At 53.1% G+C, this 16,398-nt stretch carries 16 protein-coding genes; 14 read left to right on the plus strand and 2 right to left on the minus strand.

The window, feature by feature from the left end; translation table 11 throughout:
* Nucleotides 1-197: 197 nt before the first annotated feature.
* The 7 genes from rpmH (at nucleotide 198) to ppiC (ending at nucleotide 5,998) form a co-directional block, all read left to right on the plus strand.
* Nucleotides 198-332, plus strand: a complete 135-nt coding sequence (gene rpmH, locus ACFOSD_RS05210; RefSeq protein WP_380692788.1) for a 50S ribosomal protein L34 — start codon at nucleotides 198-200, stop codon at nucleotides 330-332.
* A gap of 6 nt (nucleotides 333-338) precedes the next feature.
* Complete coding sequence (rnpA, locus tag ACFOSD_RS05215) at nucleotides 339-743, plus strand: ribonuclease P protein component (RefSeq protein ID WP_380692787.1); 405 nt, start codon at nucleotides 339-341, stop codon at nucleotides 741-743.
* 57 nt (nucleotides 744-800) lie between these two features.
* A complete protein-coding gene (gene yidC / locus ACFOSD_RS05220; RefSeq protein WP_380692786.1) occupies nucleotides 801-2,480 on the plus strand; it encodes a membrane protein insertase YidC in 1,680 nt (559 codons plus the stop codon).
* A gap of 3 nt (nucleotides 2,481-2,483) precedes the next feature.
* A complete protein-coding gene (gene mnmE, locus ACFOSD_RS05225) occupies nucleotides 2,484-3,842 on the plus strand; it encodes a tRNA uridine-5-carboxymethylaminomethyl(34) synthesis GTPase MnmE (protein ID WP_380692785.1) in 1,359 nt (452 codons plus the stop codon).
* 148 nt (nucleotides 3,843-3,990) lie between these two features.
* Nucleotides 3,991-4,368 (plus strand): photoactive yellow protein, encoded by a 378-nt coding sequence (gene pyp, locus ACFOSD_RS05230; RefSeq protein WP_380692784.1) that lies wholly within the window; start codon nucleotides 3,991-3,993, stop codon nucleotides 4,366-4,368.
* A 25-nt stretch (nucleotides 4,369-4,393) separates the two neighbouring features.
* Nucleotides 4,394-5,653, plus strand: coding sequence for an AMP-binding protein (locus ACFOSD_RS05235; RefSeq protein WP_380692783.1), 1,260 nt, complete (start codon nucleotides 4,394-4,396; stop codon nucleotides 5,651-5,653).
* Nucleotides 5,654-5,998: a peptidylprolyl isomerase PpiC gene (gene ppiC / locus ACFOSD_RS05240; protein ID WP_449329088.1), complete on the plus strand. Its 345-nt coding sequence runs from the start codon at nucleotides 5,654-5,656 to the stop codon at nucleotides 5,996-5,998.
* A gap of 5 nt (nucleotides 5,999-6,003) precedes the next feature.
* Here ppiC and ACFOSD_RS05245 read toward each other — a convergent pair whose 3' ends face one another.
* A complete protein-coding gene (locus ACFOSD_RS05245) occupies nucleotides 6,004-7,278 on the minus strand; it encodes an FAD-binding domain-containing protein (RefSeq protein ID WP_380692782.1) in 1,275 nt (424 codons plus the stop codon).
* A gap of 88 nt (nucleotides 7,279-7,366) precedes the next feature.
* On the opposite strand from ACFOSD_RS05245, the gene ACFOSD_RS05250 reads away from it, so the two are divergent.
* From ACFOSD_RS05250 to ACFOSD_RS05260, 3 genes are read left to right on the plus strand one after another with little or no spacing between them, the layout of a single operon-like run.
* Entirely contained in the window at nucleotides 7,367-8,878 is a 1,512-nt protein-coding gene (locus tag ACFOSD_RS05250) for an FAD-binding domain-containing protein (RefSeq protein WP_380692781.1), read from the plus strand.
* Nucleotides 8,871-9,032, plus strand: coding sequence for a DUF2256 domain-containing protein (locus ACFOSD_RS05255; RefSeq protein ID WP_380707533.1), 162 nt, complete (start codon nucleotides 8,871-8,873; stop codon nucleotides 9,030-9,032). Before ACFOSD_RS05250 ends, ACFOSD_RS05255 begins: the two co-directional genes overlap by 8 nt.
* Nucleotides 9,029-10,552 (plus strand): cryptochrome/photolyase family protein, encoded by a 1,524-nt coding sequence (locus tag ACFOSD_RS05260; RefSeq protein ID WP_380692779.1) that lies wholly within the window; start codon nucleotides 9,029-9,031, stop codon nucleotides 10,550-10,552. The genes ACFOSD_RS05255 and ACFOSD_RS05260 overlap by 4 nt, the downstream gene beginning before the upstream one ends.
* A 7-nt stretch (nucleotides 10,553-10,559) precedes the next feature.
* Here ACFOSD_RS05260 and ACFOSD_RS05265 read toward each other — a convergent pair whose 3' ends face one another.
* Nucleotides 10,560-12,440 (minus strand): sigma 54-interacting transcriptional regulator, encoded by a 1,881-nt coding sequence (locus tag ACFOSD_RS05265; RefSeq protein ID WP_380692778.1) that lies wholly within the window; start codon nucleotides 12,438-12,440, stop codon nucleotides 10,560-10,562.
* 288 nt (nucleotides 12,441-12,728) lie between these two features.
* Between ACFOSD_RS05265 and ACFOSD_RS05270 the strand changes: the two genes are divergently transcribed.
* The 4 genes from ACFOSD_RS05270 to cynS are packed head-to-tail and all read left to right on the plus strand — an operon-like array spanning nucleotide 12,729 to nucleotide 16,357.
* Entirely contained in the window at nucleotides 12,729-14,153 is a 1,425-nt protein-coding gene (locus ACFOSD_RS05270) for an ABC transporter substrate-binding protein (protein ID WP_380692777.1), read from the plus strand.
* A gap of 2 nt (nucleotides 14,154-14,155) precedes the next feature.
* Nucleotides 14,156-14,986: a nitrate ABC transporter permease gene (gene ntrB / locus ACFOSD_RS05275; RefSeq protein ID WP_380692776.1), complete on the plus strand. Its 831-nt coding sequence runs from the start codon at nucleotides 14,156-14,158 to the stop codon at nucleotides 14,984-14,986.
* A gap of 14 nt (nucleotides 14,987-15,000) precedes the next feature.
* Nucleotides 15,001-15,876, plus strand: coding sequence for an ABC transporter ATP-binding protein (locus tag ACFOSD_RS05280; protein WP_380692775.1), 876 nt, complete (start codon nucleotides 15,001-15,003; stop codon nucleotides 15,874-15,876).
* Nucleotides 15,877-15,916: 40 nt separating this feature from the next.
* The gene (gene cynS / locus ACFOSD_RS05285) at nucleotides 15,917-16,357 is read left to right on the plus strand and encodes a cyanase (RefSeq protein ID WP_380692774.1); all 441 of its coding nucleotides are present in this window, start codon (nucleotides 15,917-15,919) and stop codon (nucleotides 16,355-16,357) included.
* Nucleotides 16,358-16,398: the final 41 nt, after the last annotated feature.

The raw sequence follows: 16,398 nt of genomic DNA on the forward strand, positions 1-16,398 counted from the left end.
TACATAAAACATATAAGAACAATAAAGTTAAACACTGTCCTGGTGAACGATGACCTGCATTAAAATATCCTTGCTAGACTGCCTAGCATCAGCTAGAATCCCGCATCCAAATTTTGGTCAATCCACGCTTAATGTCGTTGTAACCTAAAACGAATTAATCGTGAGTAACGAATTCTCCAACGAAGTGAGACGACATCATGAAAAGAACATTTCAACCCAGTGTTCTGAAACGTAAACGTACCCACGGCTTCCGTGCACGTATGGCTACCAAGAACGGACGTAAAGTTTTAGCAGCTCGTCGTGCAAAGGGCCGCAAGGTATTGTGCGCTTAAGTCTCAATGACTGAGCTCATCACGACGACCTACGGGTTTCCTCGGACAAAGCGCTTGCTGACCGCCGGGGATTTCCGTACGGTCTTTGACCGTGCAACGGTTAAAGCAGGTACTGCAGAGTTATTTCTTTTGGCGACCCCCGCCACTGAATTTACTACCCCTCGAATTGGTTTCATCATCTCGCGTAAAAATGTCCGACGAGCGGTTGCCCGTAATCGTATCAAACGTATTGTACGAGAACAGTTCAGGCACCTCCCAAAAGACTATCCATCCTTTGATATCATTGTGATGGCTCGCAAAGGGGCTGATCGCTTGGAACCCAAAACCTTGCATAGCACAGTTAGCTACCTGTTCAACAAACTTAATAAACGCATAAAGGCTGCTCCAAAGCACAGTTCCGCTTCCCAATAGCGGCTGTACTCGGTAGCATACCGCCCATCTTTTTTCATGCTTGTAATAGGTAAACTTATGGATTGGCGACGCGCGCTCCCCATAGTTGGTCTGGCTATTGTCAGCTATATGCTGGTACTCAGTTGGTCTGAATTCGAATCATCTGCCCAATCAACCGGGCAAACGGCTACGGCCACAACGTCACCCAATGTCGCGAATGATGATGTAGGGGTGCAATTTTTTGACGGTGGTAATACCAGCAGCGGTGAAACTGCGCCGTCATTTACGCCCGTCAATGATCAAAATGCCGCAATCACCATAGAAACCGATTCGGTCATTGCTACCGTGCAACTGCAAGGTGGTGATATCACAGAGTTAGCGCTTAAGCGGCACACGGTCAAAGTGGACAGCGATGAGCCGTTGCGTATTCTCGAAACCAATGCCATGCGTACGTACATCGCACAGAGTGGTTTGATTGATGCTAATGGCGAGTTCATCACCCGGTCTGGGCAATACAGCGCACCCGCCAGTCGTTTTGAAATGTCAGAAGGACAGAACACCTTGCGTGTTCCGTTAACCTTGACCTTAGACAATGGCTCGATTCTGACTAAAACACTGGTATTCACCCGTGGCGAATATGTAATCGACGTTGAATTTGCACTCGTAAACAATGCCGAAGCCGAAAATCGCTACTCCTTGTATGGCACCTTGCGCCGTGATCGTAGTCCAGACAGTGCCGAACGTCAGGGCTTTGCTATGGCCTCTTATTTGGGTGTAGCGACGACCACGGATGAAGACCGTTACCGTAAAGTAACCTTCAATGATATGGATGAAAGTGCCTTTACCACACAAAAATTCGGTGGTTGGATTGCCTTCCTCCAGCATTATTTCGTGAGTGCGTGGGTACCACCACAAAATGAAACCCACCGCTATCAGGCACGCAATGTTAACGGTTTTTATGTCGCCGGGTTCTCATCGTCATCCAAGTCCGTAGCACCTGGTGAACAGCAGGAGTGGTCAACCCAATTGTACGTAGGACCAAAATATCAGGACGATTTGAATGAATTGGCGGAGTTCCTCGGCTTAACCGTTGACTACGGTTGGCTATGGTGGGCAGCCCAGCCCCTGTTCCAGCTAATGACCTTTATCCATGGTTTTGCGGGAAACTGGGGTCTAACCATCATTTTGCTCACCCTGACCGTGAAAATCATCTTTTCACCGCTCAGTGCTGCCAGCTACCGTTCTATGGCACGCATGCGTAAGTTCGCGCCAAAACTGGCGAAGCTAAAAGACATGTACGGCGACGACCGGCAGAAAATCGCCCAAGAAACCATGAAACTGTACAAGAAAGAGAAGATAAACCCACTCGGCGGCTGCTTACCCATGTTGGTGCAGATGCCCGTGTTTATCGCGCTGTACTGGGTATTTATGGAAAGTGTGGAGTTGCGGCATTCGCCGTTTATCTTTTGGTTGACCGACCTATCAACGCGCGACCCGTACTTTATACTGCCGTTGTTGTTTGGTGCATCCATGTTTATCCAAATGCAATTGGGTACACAACCGACGGATCCAACCCAACAGAAAGTCATGAAGTTCATGCCGATCATCTTCACGGCCATGTTCTTACTGTTCCCTTCTGGTTTGGTGCTGTATTGGGTAGTCAACAACACCCTGTCGATTTCCCAGCAGCAATACATTAACTGGCGGGTAGAAAAAGAAGACGCTGAAAAAGCGGCGGCTAAACCCAACGCGAGTTAACCCATGACTGCCACAGATACCATCTGTGCCATTGCCACGCCCCCTGGCCGAGGGGGTGTTGGCATTGTTCGCATTTCAGGCTCTAAATCCGTTGAGATCGCCGAGCAAATCGTTCAACACCCGCTAACGCCCCGATACGCACATTACGGTAACTTCTACGATGCGGAAGGCCGGGCGTTGGATCAAGGCATCGCACTGTTTTTCCCGAACCCCCACTCGTTTACCGGCGAAGATGTTTTGGAGCTCCAAGGCCACGGTGGACCCGTCATCATGGACTTGTTGTTACAACGCGTTATGGCGTGTGGCGCCCGCCTTGCACGGCCGGGTGAATTCAGCGAACGGGCCTTTCTAAACGATAAATTGGATTTAGCCCAGGCCGAAGCCATTGCCGATCTTATCGAAGCATCGTCCGAACAAGCGGCACGCAGTGCGGTGCGGTCTTTGCAGGGTGAGTTTTCCACAGCCATTCATGCCTTGGTTGAAGCCTGTATTCAACTGCGGATTTATGTCGAAGCAGCGATAGATTTCCCGGAAGAAGAAATCGATTTTTTAACCGACGGCCATGTCGGCCAACAATTAACGCGCCTTCAAACACAACTCCAGGAAACCTTAGCCACGGCGCAGCGCGGTACGCTGTTACAAGAAGGTATGACGGTCGTGATTGCCGGGCGACCCAACGCTGGTAAATCCAGCTTGCTGAATGCCCTGTCCGGACAGGACTCAGCCATCGTCACGGACATTGCAGGCACCACCCGCGACGTATTACGTGAATCCATACAGATAGATGGCTTGCCGTTGCATATCATAGATACCGCTGGTTTGCGTGACACCGCTGATCAGGTTGAACGTATGGGTATCGAGCGGGCTTGGGCACAGATAGAAAAAGCCGATTTGGTACTCCTGATGGTCGACAGTCGTGCCGAGACGAACGCTGAGGCTATTACGGAACAAGCCAATTTATTGGCCCGCATCCGGGAGCAGGTGCCGGTACTGCTCATTCGCAATAAATGTGATCTAAGTGGTGAAGTACCGGGTTTGGCCAATGGTGAGCCTGACGTCATAACCCTCAGCGCGCGCGAACACTTGGGTCTGGAGGTGTTGCGTGACTATCTCAAGCGCATCATGGGCTATGACAACACCTTGGAAGGTGGGTTTATTGCTCGACGACGCCATTTAGATGCCTTGCAACGTGCCGCACTGGCCGTTGCCGATGCCGTATCTCAATTGCAGGGAGCGGCCGCGGGTGAATTGGTCGCGGAAGATCTGCGCATGGCACAAAACGCGTTAAATGAAATCACTGGTGCCTTCAGTTCGGATGACTTATTGGGGCGTATCTTCTCCAGTTTTTGCATCGGCAAATAACACATTTTCGGCGTTAATCTTCACTCTCTCTTCAAATTTTTTCTGACGGTATGGTCTAGTAATTCAGTAAAGCCGTATATAGGCCAAGTTAACCTAAGCGATATGGTCTATGCTGGGTTAGGTCATAAACCAATGTTAGGAGAAGACTGTGGAAATTTTATCGTTCGGTTCGGACAATATTGAAAACAGCTTGGCTGCAATGGACAAGAATCAATTGGACAAAGTCGCCTTCGGTGCCATTCAATTGGATGCTCAAGGCAAAATTCTTAAATACAACGCTGCGGAAGGTGATATCACCGGTCGTAACCCCAATGATGTGATGGGTAAAAGCTTCTTTAAAGAAGTGGCGCCCTGCACCAACCGCCCGGAGTTTAAAGGCCGTTTCGATGAAGGGGTAAAAAAAGGCGATCTGAACGTCATGTTTGAATACACCTTTGACTACGAAATGAAGCCTACCAAGGTTAAAGTGCACATGAAAAAAGCCTTGAGCGGCGACAGCTATTGGGTATTCGTAAAACGCCTGTAAGATCAACAACGTTTTAGAGATAGGTATGAGCGACTTTGAGCTACGCGATACCGACCTTTTCGCAGTGCTGAAAGCGCTGCTGGCCGATGAGCTTAAACGTCTGCGGCGTGTGACAGAACAGGACAACTTTCCTGAAGATTGGGATCTGGACACGGTAATTCGTCCAGCGCACGCCGAATCCCCACCGATATCGTTGCAGGCGGATTCCCTGGAACGCTTTTCCCTTGCCACTCGCGTGGCTGATTTTTTCCAGATCCGCGAAAGCGGTCTAGAAGATTATTTATTGCGTTTCAACACCCTGGGTGAATGGGTTGAACTGATAAAAGAAGCCCGTGTTCGCGGGACCAAAAACCTGCTGTTTTTAACCTCGGGCAGCACGGGTGACCCCAAAGCCTGTTTGCAGAACTGGAATGATCTGGTCGAAGAGATGGCGTTCTTTCGTCAGGTATTAACCGAACAGAGCACAGGTTTAAGCTCCGTTAAGCGCATTATTGCCCTCAGTCCCTGTCACCATATTTACGGTTTCCTGTTTTCGGCCCTTTTGCCCAGTATTTTGGCGGTGCCGGTCGTCCGCGGATTATCTGCCTTCAGCATGGTGCAAGGGCGGCGCGTGCAAGCGGGCGATCTGGTGATTGGTTTCCCGTTTATTTGGAAGCAAATCAGCCGCAGCCAACAACCGTTTCCAAAGGGGGTTATGGGCATTACCTCAACCGGACCCTGTGACAAAGCTGTCGTCTTACAGTTGTTCAACCAAGGCATGGAACAACTGATTGAAATATACGGCTCCAGTGAAACCAGTGGCTTGGGGTATCGCCTTCACCCCGACCACGCGTTTGAATTATTGCCACGTTGGCAACCCGTTGATGGACGCGCGGATACGCTGATGGACCGGCGCACGCACGTGCAGTTCCCGCTAAACGATCATCTTGCTTGGCAAACCGAACGGCAGTTTTTTCCGCAAGGCCGACGCGACCATGCGGTGCAGGTGGCGGGAACCAATGTCTTTCCTGAGGCAGTGGCTGAAAAGCTGCGCCAGCTACCCGAAGTTCAGGCGGTGACCGTGCGTTTGATGTCGGCTGCCGAAGGAGACCGGTTAAAGGCTTTTGTGGTGCCGGTAGACTCGACCGTTGCAGCAAGCGTGTTGCGGCAGCACTTAACATCTTGGTGCAAGACGCATCTATCCGCGGCCGAATGCCCACAGGTATTTACCTTTGGTGCAACCTTACCGCAGAATGCGATGGGTAAGGCAGCCGACTGGTCCATCATTCATCAGCAGGATTCCTAGGTGAAAGCATCCATCAAAGCACAAATCGCGGCCGCCAACCAAAAAGCACGGTTGGGTAAAAAAGGCGCAACGACGGCCGCCGCGTTGCACATTTTGGTACGCGATGAGCAAAAAGCTTTAACGCTGTTGAGTGAGCTGAACAATGGCGCCGATTTCGGCAAGCTAGCGCGCGCGCATTCCATCTGTCCATCGGCTAAACAAGGCGGTGACTTAGGTGAATTTCGACGGGGCACCATGGTCCCAGCCTTCGATAAAGCCGTTTTTTCCGAAACAGCCGTCGGCATTCTGGGCCCGGTAAAAACGAAATTCGGCTACCATTTGATTAAGGTGCTGTACAGGAAGTAGAGGAATCAAGATAACCAACGCGCACGATAAGCCCCTGATGCATCGTGCTGTTGTGTTTGCCACGCAATATCAAAGCGGTGCGGTTCGGCGCTGAGCGGGTGACGCCCGGCAATGTAGGCCCAGTTGCCATAATTGCTGTGTACATCAAAGTCGATCAAATGACGTTCAAACCAGGCCGCGCCATACTGCCAGGGAACAGCCATATCATGCACCAAATAGCTGGCGACCAGTTGCCGAATGCGGTTACTGATGAAGCCGGTATGACACAATTCACGCAATCCCGCATCCACTATACCTTCGCCCGTTTCACCGGCACACCAGGCGGTAAATTTGGCTTGTTGCTGCGGTGTTAATGCAGGTACTGGCGCTTGGAACAAGCGATCACCCAGCCGCTCTCCGACCCAATGAAAATATTCTCGCCAGTACAGTTCGTACCGCAGCCACTCGGTGGACGCATTCTTTTGCCGTTGTTCTTCGTAAGCATCGATCTGTGCACAGATCGCCTGTGGGGAGAGCGTACCCAGTGCCAGTGCACCACTTAATCGACTGAAAGCGGTGCGACCGAAGGGTTGGTTTCGCGTATGTTTGTATGCCGCTATAGCATCCGTTTGCCAAAGGTATTCGTCCCACCACGCGGACAAATCCGCTTGTGTAAGGGGTAAAACACATTGCATCGGTTGATAGGTCGGTAGAATGGGTTCGGTCCGTTCGAAGGGCCAACGGGCGTGCAAGAGTCCCGGCTCTAAAGACTGTACGTGCGCTCCCGGTTTGATGATCGTAGGAAGGTGTTTGACCCGATGATAAAACTTGGTAAAGCGCCCGACCAAGGCATCCGGCAGTTCTTGACGTGTGGTGTCATCCAATAGGGTATTGCTGCCCATGCGCTGCACTGGAATGCCGCGCTCCTCAAGAGCCCTTAGGTTGTCCACTTTGTAGACATCCGCATAGGCGTCGGTAAAGACCATCTGCAAAGGTGTATGTTGATGTACTTGCGCAATCACTTCGATCGCAGGCAAATCGGTAATGTGCAGTTCAATGCCATGCGCAGCCAGTTCTTGTTGCGCGTCAAACGCTACCCGAATACGCGCTTGATGAGCGATATTTTCAACCCAGTTAGGGGCTGGTAAGCGACTATTCAACCAACTGGTACGATGCACACTGTAAAAAGCCAATAAGGGCTGATTGTGTTGGCGAGCGTGTTGCACAGCGGCTTGCAATGCGTCATTCGGGTACAGGGTTAAACAGCGGTCGAGCCAAAGCAGAGTAATGGATTGAGACATGATGGGTCCGGAACAACAATATGATGACAGATACGCGATCTTAGCGTTGGTAGATGATCTAAAGCGGAGGTTGATGCGTTAATAGGCCATGAGCCTTTCGTTGCGCAACTCTCAACCCGACACCCGCATCAATGCGGTATGGTTTAAGCGTGATCTGCGGTTGCGTGACCATCCTGCCTTGGCATCCGCTTGTGCTGTCGGGCGGCCTACCCTTTTGTTTTACTGCATTGAACCGCTGTATTTGAATGATCCACATTTTGCTCTACCTCATCATCGCTTTCTGATCCAAAGCTTAGCCAATCTGGCGTCTGAACTGCGCCAGCATGGTCACCGCTTGGTGGTGTTTTGGGCAGAGATTGAGGAAGTTCTGCATGCTTTGCAGCAAATATGGGGGTTACATACACTTTTCAGCCATGAAGAAATCGGTCTAACCAACACCTACCGAAGAGATCAGGCGGTTGCCCGTTGGTGCGCTATGCAGGGTGTCATCTGGCATCAACAACCCCAATGTGCCGTAAAGCGCGGGAAGCATGGCCGTCAGGGCTGGACCACCTTTGCCAACGAATTTCTAACAGCACCGCTCGCACAGGCTGACGTTAGCCAATTGCCGCCTGTATCGGTAGCAGACCACGAGGCGCTGCAACGGTTAGTATGCGCTCGCTTACCCAAAACATGGCTGGCAGAAGATTCGTCCTTTCAATTGGGCGGCGAAACCCACGCCCGGCAGCGATTACACACCTTTTTGCAGCACTCAGCGCCACATTATCGCCGGAGCATTGGGAAGCCATGGGCGGCGGAGCAACATGGATCACGTCTGTCGCCCTATCTGGCTTACGGCTGCCTGTCTATTCGTGATGCCTGTCAGCAGGTTCAGCAAGCAATAAAACAGGGTGTGCCGGTCAGTGCGCTGTATTCGCGGTTACGGTGGCATTGCCATTTTATACAAAAATTCGAATCCGCTACCGCGATGGAATTCCAGCCGTTAAATCCGGTTTTGGGTGAACGCTGGGCGGAGTACCAAGCGACCTTATCCACCGACCAACAGAGCGAACGTTTCCAACGCTGGGCTCAGGGTGAAACCGGTTATCCCTTGGTGGATGCCTGCATGCGATCTTTGCTGAATACCGGTTTTTTGAATTTTCGCATGCGCGCCATGTTGGTCAGTGTGGCCTGCCATCACCTCAGTTTGGACTGGTTGCCGGTCGCTCACCATCTGGCACGTTGTTTTCTCGATTTTGAACCCGGCATACACTACCCGCAAATTCAAATGCAAGCCGGTTTAACCGGCTACAATACCCTGCGGATTTACAACCCTTTGCAGCAATCGACCCGGCAGGATCCACAGGGCAGATTCATCGCGCGCCATGTCCCGGAACTGGCAGAAGCGCCGCAACATCTGCGGCACGCGCCCTGGCAAATATCACCGCTGGAAGCACAGTGGCTTGATACCGGTCGTGTCTGGACCTATCCAGACCGTTTGTTCGACCACGAAGTAACCGGACGTCTTGCGCGCGAGCGGCTGTGGGCCTGGCGGCGGGACCCTGCGGTGCAGTCGCATGTGCCAGCTTTACTTAAAAATCAGGCGGTTACTCATGCGTAAGAAAGCGGATCTACCGACTAAAGAGTGTCCGGTCTGCCGACGACCGTTCACCTGGCGGAAAAAGTGGGCTAAAGACTGGTCCAATGTACGTTACTGCAGCGAGCGGTGCCGCCGTACGAAGGCCCAAAACACCAAGGAGGTGCCCACAGCATGAAAGAAATTCGCTTAATACTGGGTGATCAGCTCAATGCTGCGCATTCGTGGTTTCGTCGCGTAGACCCCGATGTACTCTATGTGATGGCCGAATTGCGGCAGGAAACCGATTACGCCCAGCATCACCTGCAAAAGGTATTGGCTTTTTTTGCCAGCATGCGCCAGTTTGCTGCGGCGTTGCGCGCCGCCGGGCATAAGGTCCGCTACGATACCTTGGACGACACTGCGGAAGACGCCGATCTACCCCATTGGTTGGCTCGGGTATTGACCGACGAACAGGCGCAGTCGTTGCGTTATCAAGCGCCCGATGAATATCGCCTCAACGTGCAGTTACAAGAATTTACGGCCGCCCTACCCATTCCAACCGTCATGGACGATAGTGAGCACTTCTTAACCCCGCGTGACGCCTGGACCCAATACCCCCACCATCGCATGGAATTCTTCTACCGTGCGTTACGCAAGCAATATCAGGTCTTGATGACCCGCGATGGCCAACCGGAAGGTGGACGGTGGAATTTTGATGCCGAGAATCGTCAACGTTGGCCAAAAGGCAAGCCGCCACCGAACCCGCTGACCTTTGCTCACGACGTGCGCGATATTGAAACGATGTTACAGCGCCACGGCGTAAAAACACTGGGCACGGTTAATGCTGAGGCCCTGATCTGGCCCATCACCCGACGTGAATCCCGTGATCTGTTGGGTTGGTTTGTCGATCATGGTTTGCCGGAATTTGGCGCCTATCAGGACGCCATGACCGACCAAGGCTGGAGTCTACTGCACAGCCGTTTGTCGTTTAGCCTGAACACTAAAATGTTGCACCCGATGGAAGTCATTCGCGCTGCCGAAGCGGCATGGCGAGCGGCGCCGGAACGCATCAGTCTAGCGCAAGTCGAAGGCTTTATTCGGCAAATACTGGGTTGGCGTGAATACGTGCGAGCGGTCTATTGGCAGCATATGCCGGACTATGCGCAGCGCAACACGCTGAACGCACACAGGCCGTTGCCGCGTTATTACTGGGACGGCAACACCCGGATGGCCTGCATGGCACACAGTATTCAGCAGTCGCTTGATTACGCCTACGCCCATCACATTCAACGTTTAATGGTCACGGGTAACTTTGCGCTCTTGGCGGGTGTGCATCCGGACGCGGTGGATGCGTGGTATTTGGGCATTTACATCGATGCCATTGAGTGGGTAGAAATGCCCAACACACGCGGTATGAGCCAGTACGCGGATGCGGGTGTAATCGCCAGCAAACCTTATGCAGCATCCGGCCAATACATTAAGAAAATGAGTGACTACTGCTCGGGATGTCACTATGACGTCAAAGCTCGCTCGGGCGTTGGCAGTTGCCCGTTCAATGCCTTGTATTGGCATTTTATCGACCGGCATCGTGATACCTTTGCGAAGAACCCGCGCATGAGCTTGGTGTATGCCAATTGGGCTAAGCAAGACGAGGAACAAAAAACCGCGATATTAGCCACTGCAGACGATTACTTGGCGCATCTGGATGATCTATAGCCGCCGTTTAATGTCCGTCTAGTCCCCACTTCTTCAATCGTGAGGCGAGTGTGGTGGGCTTAATGCCCAGCAAGTCGGCCGCGCCGCCCGCGCCGAATAAACGTCCTTTAGCGGCCTGCACGGCGCGGAGGGTATTGGCCTTTTCCAAGTCGCGCAGCATGGCATCGGTCAGTAGTTCGTCTTTCGCCACCGGATGCGTATGGGCTGACGGCGTCAGTTCCTGGCTGTTGGGAAACTTAAAGTCCAGATGCCGTTGCGCGGTAATGACTTGACGTTCAATCACATTTTCCAGTTCACGGACATTGCCCGGCCAGGAATAACGCTGCAGTTGTTCCACATCACTGACGCGCAAGGTCAATAATGGGCGTTTGGCACGCTGACAGGCCCGGCGTAAAAATTCTTGCGCCAGCAGAGGAATATCTTCCGGCCGCCGTCGTAAGGGCACCGACTCAACGGGAAAAACGTTCAAGCGAAAATACAGGTCTTCACGAAAGCGTTTGTGCTGCACTTCTTCGGTCAGGTCCCGGTTGGTGGCCGCAATGACGCGCACGTTCACATGCCGGGTCTTGTTCTCGCCGACTCGTTCAAATTGCTGCTCCTGCAACACGCGCAATAACTTACCTTGCAGCTCCAGCGGAATTTCACCCACTTCATCCAGAAACAATGTGCCACCGTCGGCCAATTCAAAGCGCCCGATTCGGTTATTCACCGCCCCGGTGAACGCTCCCTTGATGTGACCAAAGAACTCGCTTTCGAACAAATCCTTGGGGATGGCCGCACAATTCACCCGAATGAGCGGGCGATCCCGGCGTGCGCTGGCTTGGTGAATAGCGCGGGCAATCAATTCTTTGCCGGTGCCCGATTCGCCACTGATCAACACGTTGGCGTCGGTCGGGGCGACCAGCCCGATTTTGCGCACAATGCCTTTAATGGCATCACTGCGCCCTAAAATTTCGTGAAAGTGATGCTCGGCGCTTAACTCTTCCTGCAAATAGGCGTTTTCTAATTCAAGCCGATGCTTCAAGCTCTCCACTTCACTGAGCGCTTGCCGCAATTCCTGTTCGGTGGCTCGACGTTGGCTGATGTCGCGGAACACCACCACCGCACCAACGGGGTGACCGTTGTCCATGATTGGGGTACTGGTGTATTCCACCGGAAAGCCCGTACCGTCGCGGCGCCAAAACCAGTCTTCACCCACCGACTTAACACTGCCATCACGAAAGGCTGCATATATCGGGCATTCATTCAGTGGGAAAATCGAGCCGTCCTCGTGAGAATGATGCACCACCCGGTGAATCACCCGGCCCATCAATTCCTCACCGCGCCACCCCAGCATGCGTTCACCCGCCGGATTGACAAAGGTGGTACGGCCTTCCGCATCGACCCCATAAATACCCTCACCCACGGCATGGAGAATCAACTGGTTTTCCCGTTCCATACCTCGGAACAGTTCGGCCACGCGGTTCCATTCCAACAATCCGCCACTGTGATAGCGGTTGATCTCATGGCGCTCACGCAAGGTGCGAAGCAGCACGCGATCACGCAGGATCAGCAAGATATGGTGCCCGTGATCGTCGTCCAGCCGCGCCGATGACATCTCCAGTTCGATCATTCGTCCGTCATGATGCAACAGGCTGAAATCGCGGCTCCAGGCCGTGCCACGTAACAGAGTCTCTTCCGTAAAGGTAATCAAATTCGCTCGTTGATCACGGAATAAATGCGTGCAGGGCTGCGCACACAATTTATCCACCGACCAGCCGGACAGTTGCGCCGCACCGGCGTTCGCGTACAGCACAAGGTCGAGCCGACCGTCCACCAGTAACGCCGGGTCGGGTAGATGGTTAAGCCATTCGGTCGGCACGGTTGCGTCGGTCAATGTTGGCAGCATGGGGCACTCAGGGTTAGGCACGTTGTTAAAGGCTATTCAACCTACATGCCAGGTTACGAAATATCGTATCTAAGACTACGAAATGTCGTGTATTACGAATTTTCGTAGACCTCGGAAAATCGTCAAAGTCTCCTATCTTATTGATTTTCCAAAAAATAAATAATTTTTCAGAGCTGGCACAGCTTGTGCGATAGGGAAAGAGACAGGGAATGACGTGCGCTGCTTTCGTCGACCTAACGACCGCATGCACTGATTTAGCCCAAACGCGACCCAAAAGAGGACAGTGTGATGACCATTAAAAGCCTTGGAAACCCGTTCGACGGTGATACGTCGTTAATCCACACCCGCGATTGCGGCTGCGCAACCTGCCTGGGCAGCGCAGACCAGCGCCCGCTTTCGCCGGCGCGATCGACTTCGCAGACGACCGCTACCAATACCGAAGAACCGGCCATGAACGCCGAAGCTATGCTTGATCGGGCGATTGAAAGTGCGGTCGTACGTTCCGTGTTTGGTCACAATGACCACAGCCGTCGCAGCTTTTTAAAAATGGTTGGTGGCGGCACCGCAGCGGCCATGTTGGCCTCGGTGTTCCCGTTGGATAAAGCCAAAGCGGCGCTGCAAGAATCACTGGGGCCGTTAGAAAAAACCAAGCTGAGCATAGGGTTTGTACCCATTACGTGCGCCACACCGATCATCATGGCGCACCCGCTGGGCTTCTATGAAAAATACGGCTTAGACGTTGAAGTGATCAAAACATCGAGCTGGGCAGTGGCGCGCGACAAGTCACTGGCGGGCGAATACGACGCCTCGCACATGCTCACCCCGATGCCCTTAGCGATGTCGATGGGTGTGGGTTCTACTTCAGCACCTTTTATCATGCCGGCGGTAGAAAACATCAACGGACAAGCCATTGTGCTGCGCAACGATCACCAGGACAAACGTGATCCGTCGCAATGGAAAGGGTTCAAGTTCGGCGTGCCTTTTGAATTCTCCATGCACAACTTCTTGCTGCGTTATTACCTGGCCGAGCATGGTTTGGATCCCGACCGCGATGTGCAAATCCGGGTCGTACCACCACCAGAAATGGTCGCCAATTTGCGCGCCGGTAATCTCGACGGCTATCTCTCGCCTGACCCGTTCAATCAACGGGCGGTGTGGGAACGGGTTGGATTTATCCATCTGCTCACCAAAGAGATTTGGGAGGGCCACCCTTGCTGCGCCTTTGCGTGCAGCCAGGAATTTGCCACCAATAACCCCAACACCTTTGGCGCGTTAATGCGTTCGCTGTTGGAAGCGACGGCTTATTCCCGCGACACCAACAACCGCAGCGAAATTGCCGAGGCCATCGCACCGCGCGCTTACCTGAACCAGCCGGTGCCCGTCATCGAACAGGTACTGACCGGTCGTTTCGCCGATGGCTTGGGCAGCATCCAGGATGACCGGGCCCGGATCGACTTCGACCCCTTCCCGTGGCACTCCATGGGCGTATGGATTCTGACTCAGATGAAGCGCTGGGGCTACATCGATGGCGAGGTGAACTATCAGGCCATAGCCGAGCAAGTCTATCGCGCGGCGGATACCGGTAATTTAATGCGCGACATGGGTTACCCGGTCCCCGACAGCACCTATCGGCAGCACACCATCATGGGCAAAACGTTCGACTACCGTGAACCGGAAGCCTACATCAACAGTTTTGCCATTCGCCGGAGTTGATCATGGTTTCATCGTTAACGTTGCGCGCCTTGCTGTTGTCGTTAGCACTGCTGGTGGTCTCATTAGGCGCTTGGGAGCTGGGCACGCAAAGCACAACCAGTACGGCGGAATTGTCGGAGTATGAAATGATGATGGGTGGCGGCGGGCAGCAAGCCCGCGTACCCCCACCGTCGGCCATTTTCGTGCGCGCTGTGGAGGAGTTGTCAGACCCCTTCTATGACAATGGCCCGAACGACAAAGGCATCGGCACACAACTGGCCTATTCGTTGTACCGCGTGCTGACGGGCTATGCCATGGCGCTGGCTATAGCCCTGCCCATAGGCTTTGTGATTGGGATGTCGCCTTTGATGTACAAGGCCCTAAACCCCTTTATTCAGGTGTTACGACCCATCTCACCGCTGGCATGGATGCCGTTGGCACTGTTCATTATTCAAGATTCGGAGCGTTCGGCCATCTTTGTGATTTTCATCTGCTCGATCTGGCCTATGTTGCTGAACACCGCTTTTGGTGTCGCCAACGTGCGGAAAGACTGGGTGAACGTGGCGCGTACTCATGAACTCAGCCCACTGCGCACCGCCATTACGGTGATTTTACCGGCGGCGGCACCCACCATTCTAACCGGTATGCGCATTTCCATTGGGATCGCTTGGTTGGTCATCGTGGCGGCGGAAATGCTCGTGGGTGGCACCGGCATCGGTTACTACGTCTGGAACGAGTGGAACAACCTTGATCTGGCCAGTGTGATCTTTTCCATTCTCATGATTGGTTTGGTTGGCATGTTGTTGGACTTGGCGTTAGGCAAAGCACAGCGGCTGGTGGAATACCAGGAATAGCGAGGAGATTTCCCATGAAAAAGCCTTTTCTACAAGTAGAACAACTGGCCAAACGCTTCCCTGATGGGAGCGGCGGTGCCTTGACGGTGTTTGATGAAGTGCAGTTCGCGCTCGATAAAGGCGAATTCGTGTGCATCATCGGCCACTCCGGTTGTGGTAAGTCGACCATTTTGAATGTGCTGGCCGGGTTGGATGAAGCCTCCGATGGCCTAGTGTTGATGAACAACAAAGAGGTAAAAGGACCCAGCCTTGAGCGCGGCGTGGTATTTCAAAACTACAGCTTGTTACCGTGGATGACCACCCTCAACAACATCATGTTCGGGGTGCGAGCACGGTTCCCGAGTTGGACCAAAGAGCAAGTACGCGACCACAGTGCGCGTTACCTCAAAATGGTGGGTTTGGAGCATGCAATGCAGCGCAAGCCCTCGCAATTGTCCGGCGGCATGCGACAACGGGTGAGTATCGCCCGGGCCTTTGCCACCCAGCCGGAACTGTTGCTCTTGGACGAACCCTTCGGCGCTCTGGATGCTCTTACCCGTGGGGTGATTCAGGACGAGCTGATAAAAATCTGGCAAGACACCCAGCAAACGGTGTTCATGATCACCCATGACGTGGATGAGGCCATTTTGTTGTCGGATCGAATTTTCCTGATGTCGAACGGCCCGCACGCCCGCATTGCGGAAAGTGTGCAGGTGAATATTCCACGCCCTCGAACGCGGGCGACCATTTTTCAGGATCCGGCTTACACCCAAGTACGCAACTATCTTGTGGATTTCTTGGTTAATCGCAGCGGAACCGCTGGCCCACAAGCCGACGGCCGCCCGCATCAGGTTGACCCTACCCTGCAATCAGCGCCCAGCGCCAGCCGCATCAAGCCGGTGCTGGTCTAGCCCATTTAATAAAACTGTGAATAACCGTGAGGAATTAACCATGAACAAAGAATTGATGACGGCGCGCATTCTGGAAGCCAAAGTAATGAAAGGCTTAACGTGGGAGCATTTGGCCGAGGCCGTGGGCATGTCGCCCGTATGGACCACCTCTGCCTGCTTGGGCATGAACAGTATGACGGAAGATAAAGCCTTTATGCTGTGTGAAGCCTTGGGTTTGGACAAAGACGTCGCACAGGCCCTGCAAGTTTGCCCGCATAAAGCGTGGGACAACGCTGTACCGCAAGACCCCTTGGTGTATCGGTTGTACGAAGTGGTGGGTGTGTACGGCGACACCTTAAAAGCGCTGATCCATGAGAAATTTGGCGATGGCATCATGAGTGCCATCGACTTCACCATGACCGTGGACAAAGAAGAAAACCCGGCGGGTGACCGCGTAGTACTGACGCTGAACGGGAAGTTCCTGCCGTATAAGGCTTGGTAGTTAGACTGCTTTTTCAGTGCTCTTTCATCCAATCATCGGCG

The organism is Salinispirillum marinum (assembly GCF_042650105.1).
GTDB lineage: Bacteria > Pseudomonadota > Gammaproteobacteria > Pseudomonadales > Natronospirillaceae > Salinispirillum > Salinispirillum marinum.

Excerpts from the sequence above, each read along its gene's own strand:
- mnmE (WP_380692785.1), top strand. The coding sequence starts at position 2,484 with ATGACTGCCACAGATACCATCTGTGCCATTGCCACGCCCCCTGGCCGA.
- ACFOSD_RS05270 (WP_380692777.1), top strand. The coding sequence starts at position 12,729 with ATGACCATTAAAAGCCTTGGAAACCCGTTCGACGGTGATACGTCGTTA.
- cynS (WP_380692774.1), top strand. The coding sequence starts at position 15,917 with ATGAACAAAGAATTGATGACGGCGCGCATTCTGGAAGCCAAAGTAATG.
- rpmH (WP_380692788.1), top strand. The coding sequence starts at position 198 with ATGAAAAGAACATTTCAACCCAGTGTTCTGAAACGTAAACGTACCCAC.
- ACFOSD_RS05255 (WP_380707533.1), top strand. The coding sequence starts at position 8,871 with ATGCGTAAGAAAGCGGATCTACCGACTAAAGAGTGTCCGGTCTGCCGA.
- yidC (WP_380692786.1), top strand. The coding sequence starts at position 801 with ATGGATTGGCGACGCGCGCTCCCCATAGTTGGTCTGGCTATTGTCAGC.
- ACFOSD_RS05265 (WP_380692778.1), bottom strand. The coding sequence starts at position 12,440 with ATGCTGCCAACATTGACCGACGCAACCGTGCCGACCGAATGGCTTAAC.
- ACFOSD_RS05250 (WP_380692781.1), top strand. The coding sequence starts at position 7,367 with ATGAGCCTTTCGTTGCGCAACTCTCAACCCGACACCCGCATCAATGCG.
- ACFOSD_RS05260 (WP_380692779.1), top strand. The coding sequence starts at position 9,029 with ATGAAAGAAATTCGCTTAATACTGGGTGATCAGCTCAATGCTGCGCAT.
- ACFOSD_RS05235 (WP_380692783.1), top strand. The coding sequence starts at position 4,394 with ATGAGCGACTTTGAGCTACGCGATACCGACCTTTTCGCAGTGCTGAAA.
- ACFOSD_RS05280 (WP_380692775.1), top strand. The coding sequence starts at position 15,001 with ATGAAAAAGCCTTTTCTACAAGTAGAACAACTGGCCAAACGCTTCCCT.
- ACFOSD_RS05245 (WP_380692782.1), bottom strand. The coding sequence starts at position 7,278 with ATGTCTCAATCCATTACTCTGCTTTGGCTCGACCGCTGTTTAACCCTG.
- rnpA (WP_380692787.1), top strand. The coding sequence starts at position 339 with ATGACTGAGCTCATCACGACGACCTACGGGTTTCCTCGGACAAAGCGC.
- ntrB (WP_380692776.1), top strand. The coding sequence starts at position 14,156 with ATGGTTTCATCGTTAACGTTGCGCGCCTTGCTGTTGTCGTTAGCACTG.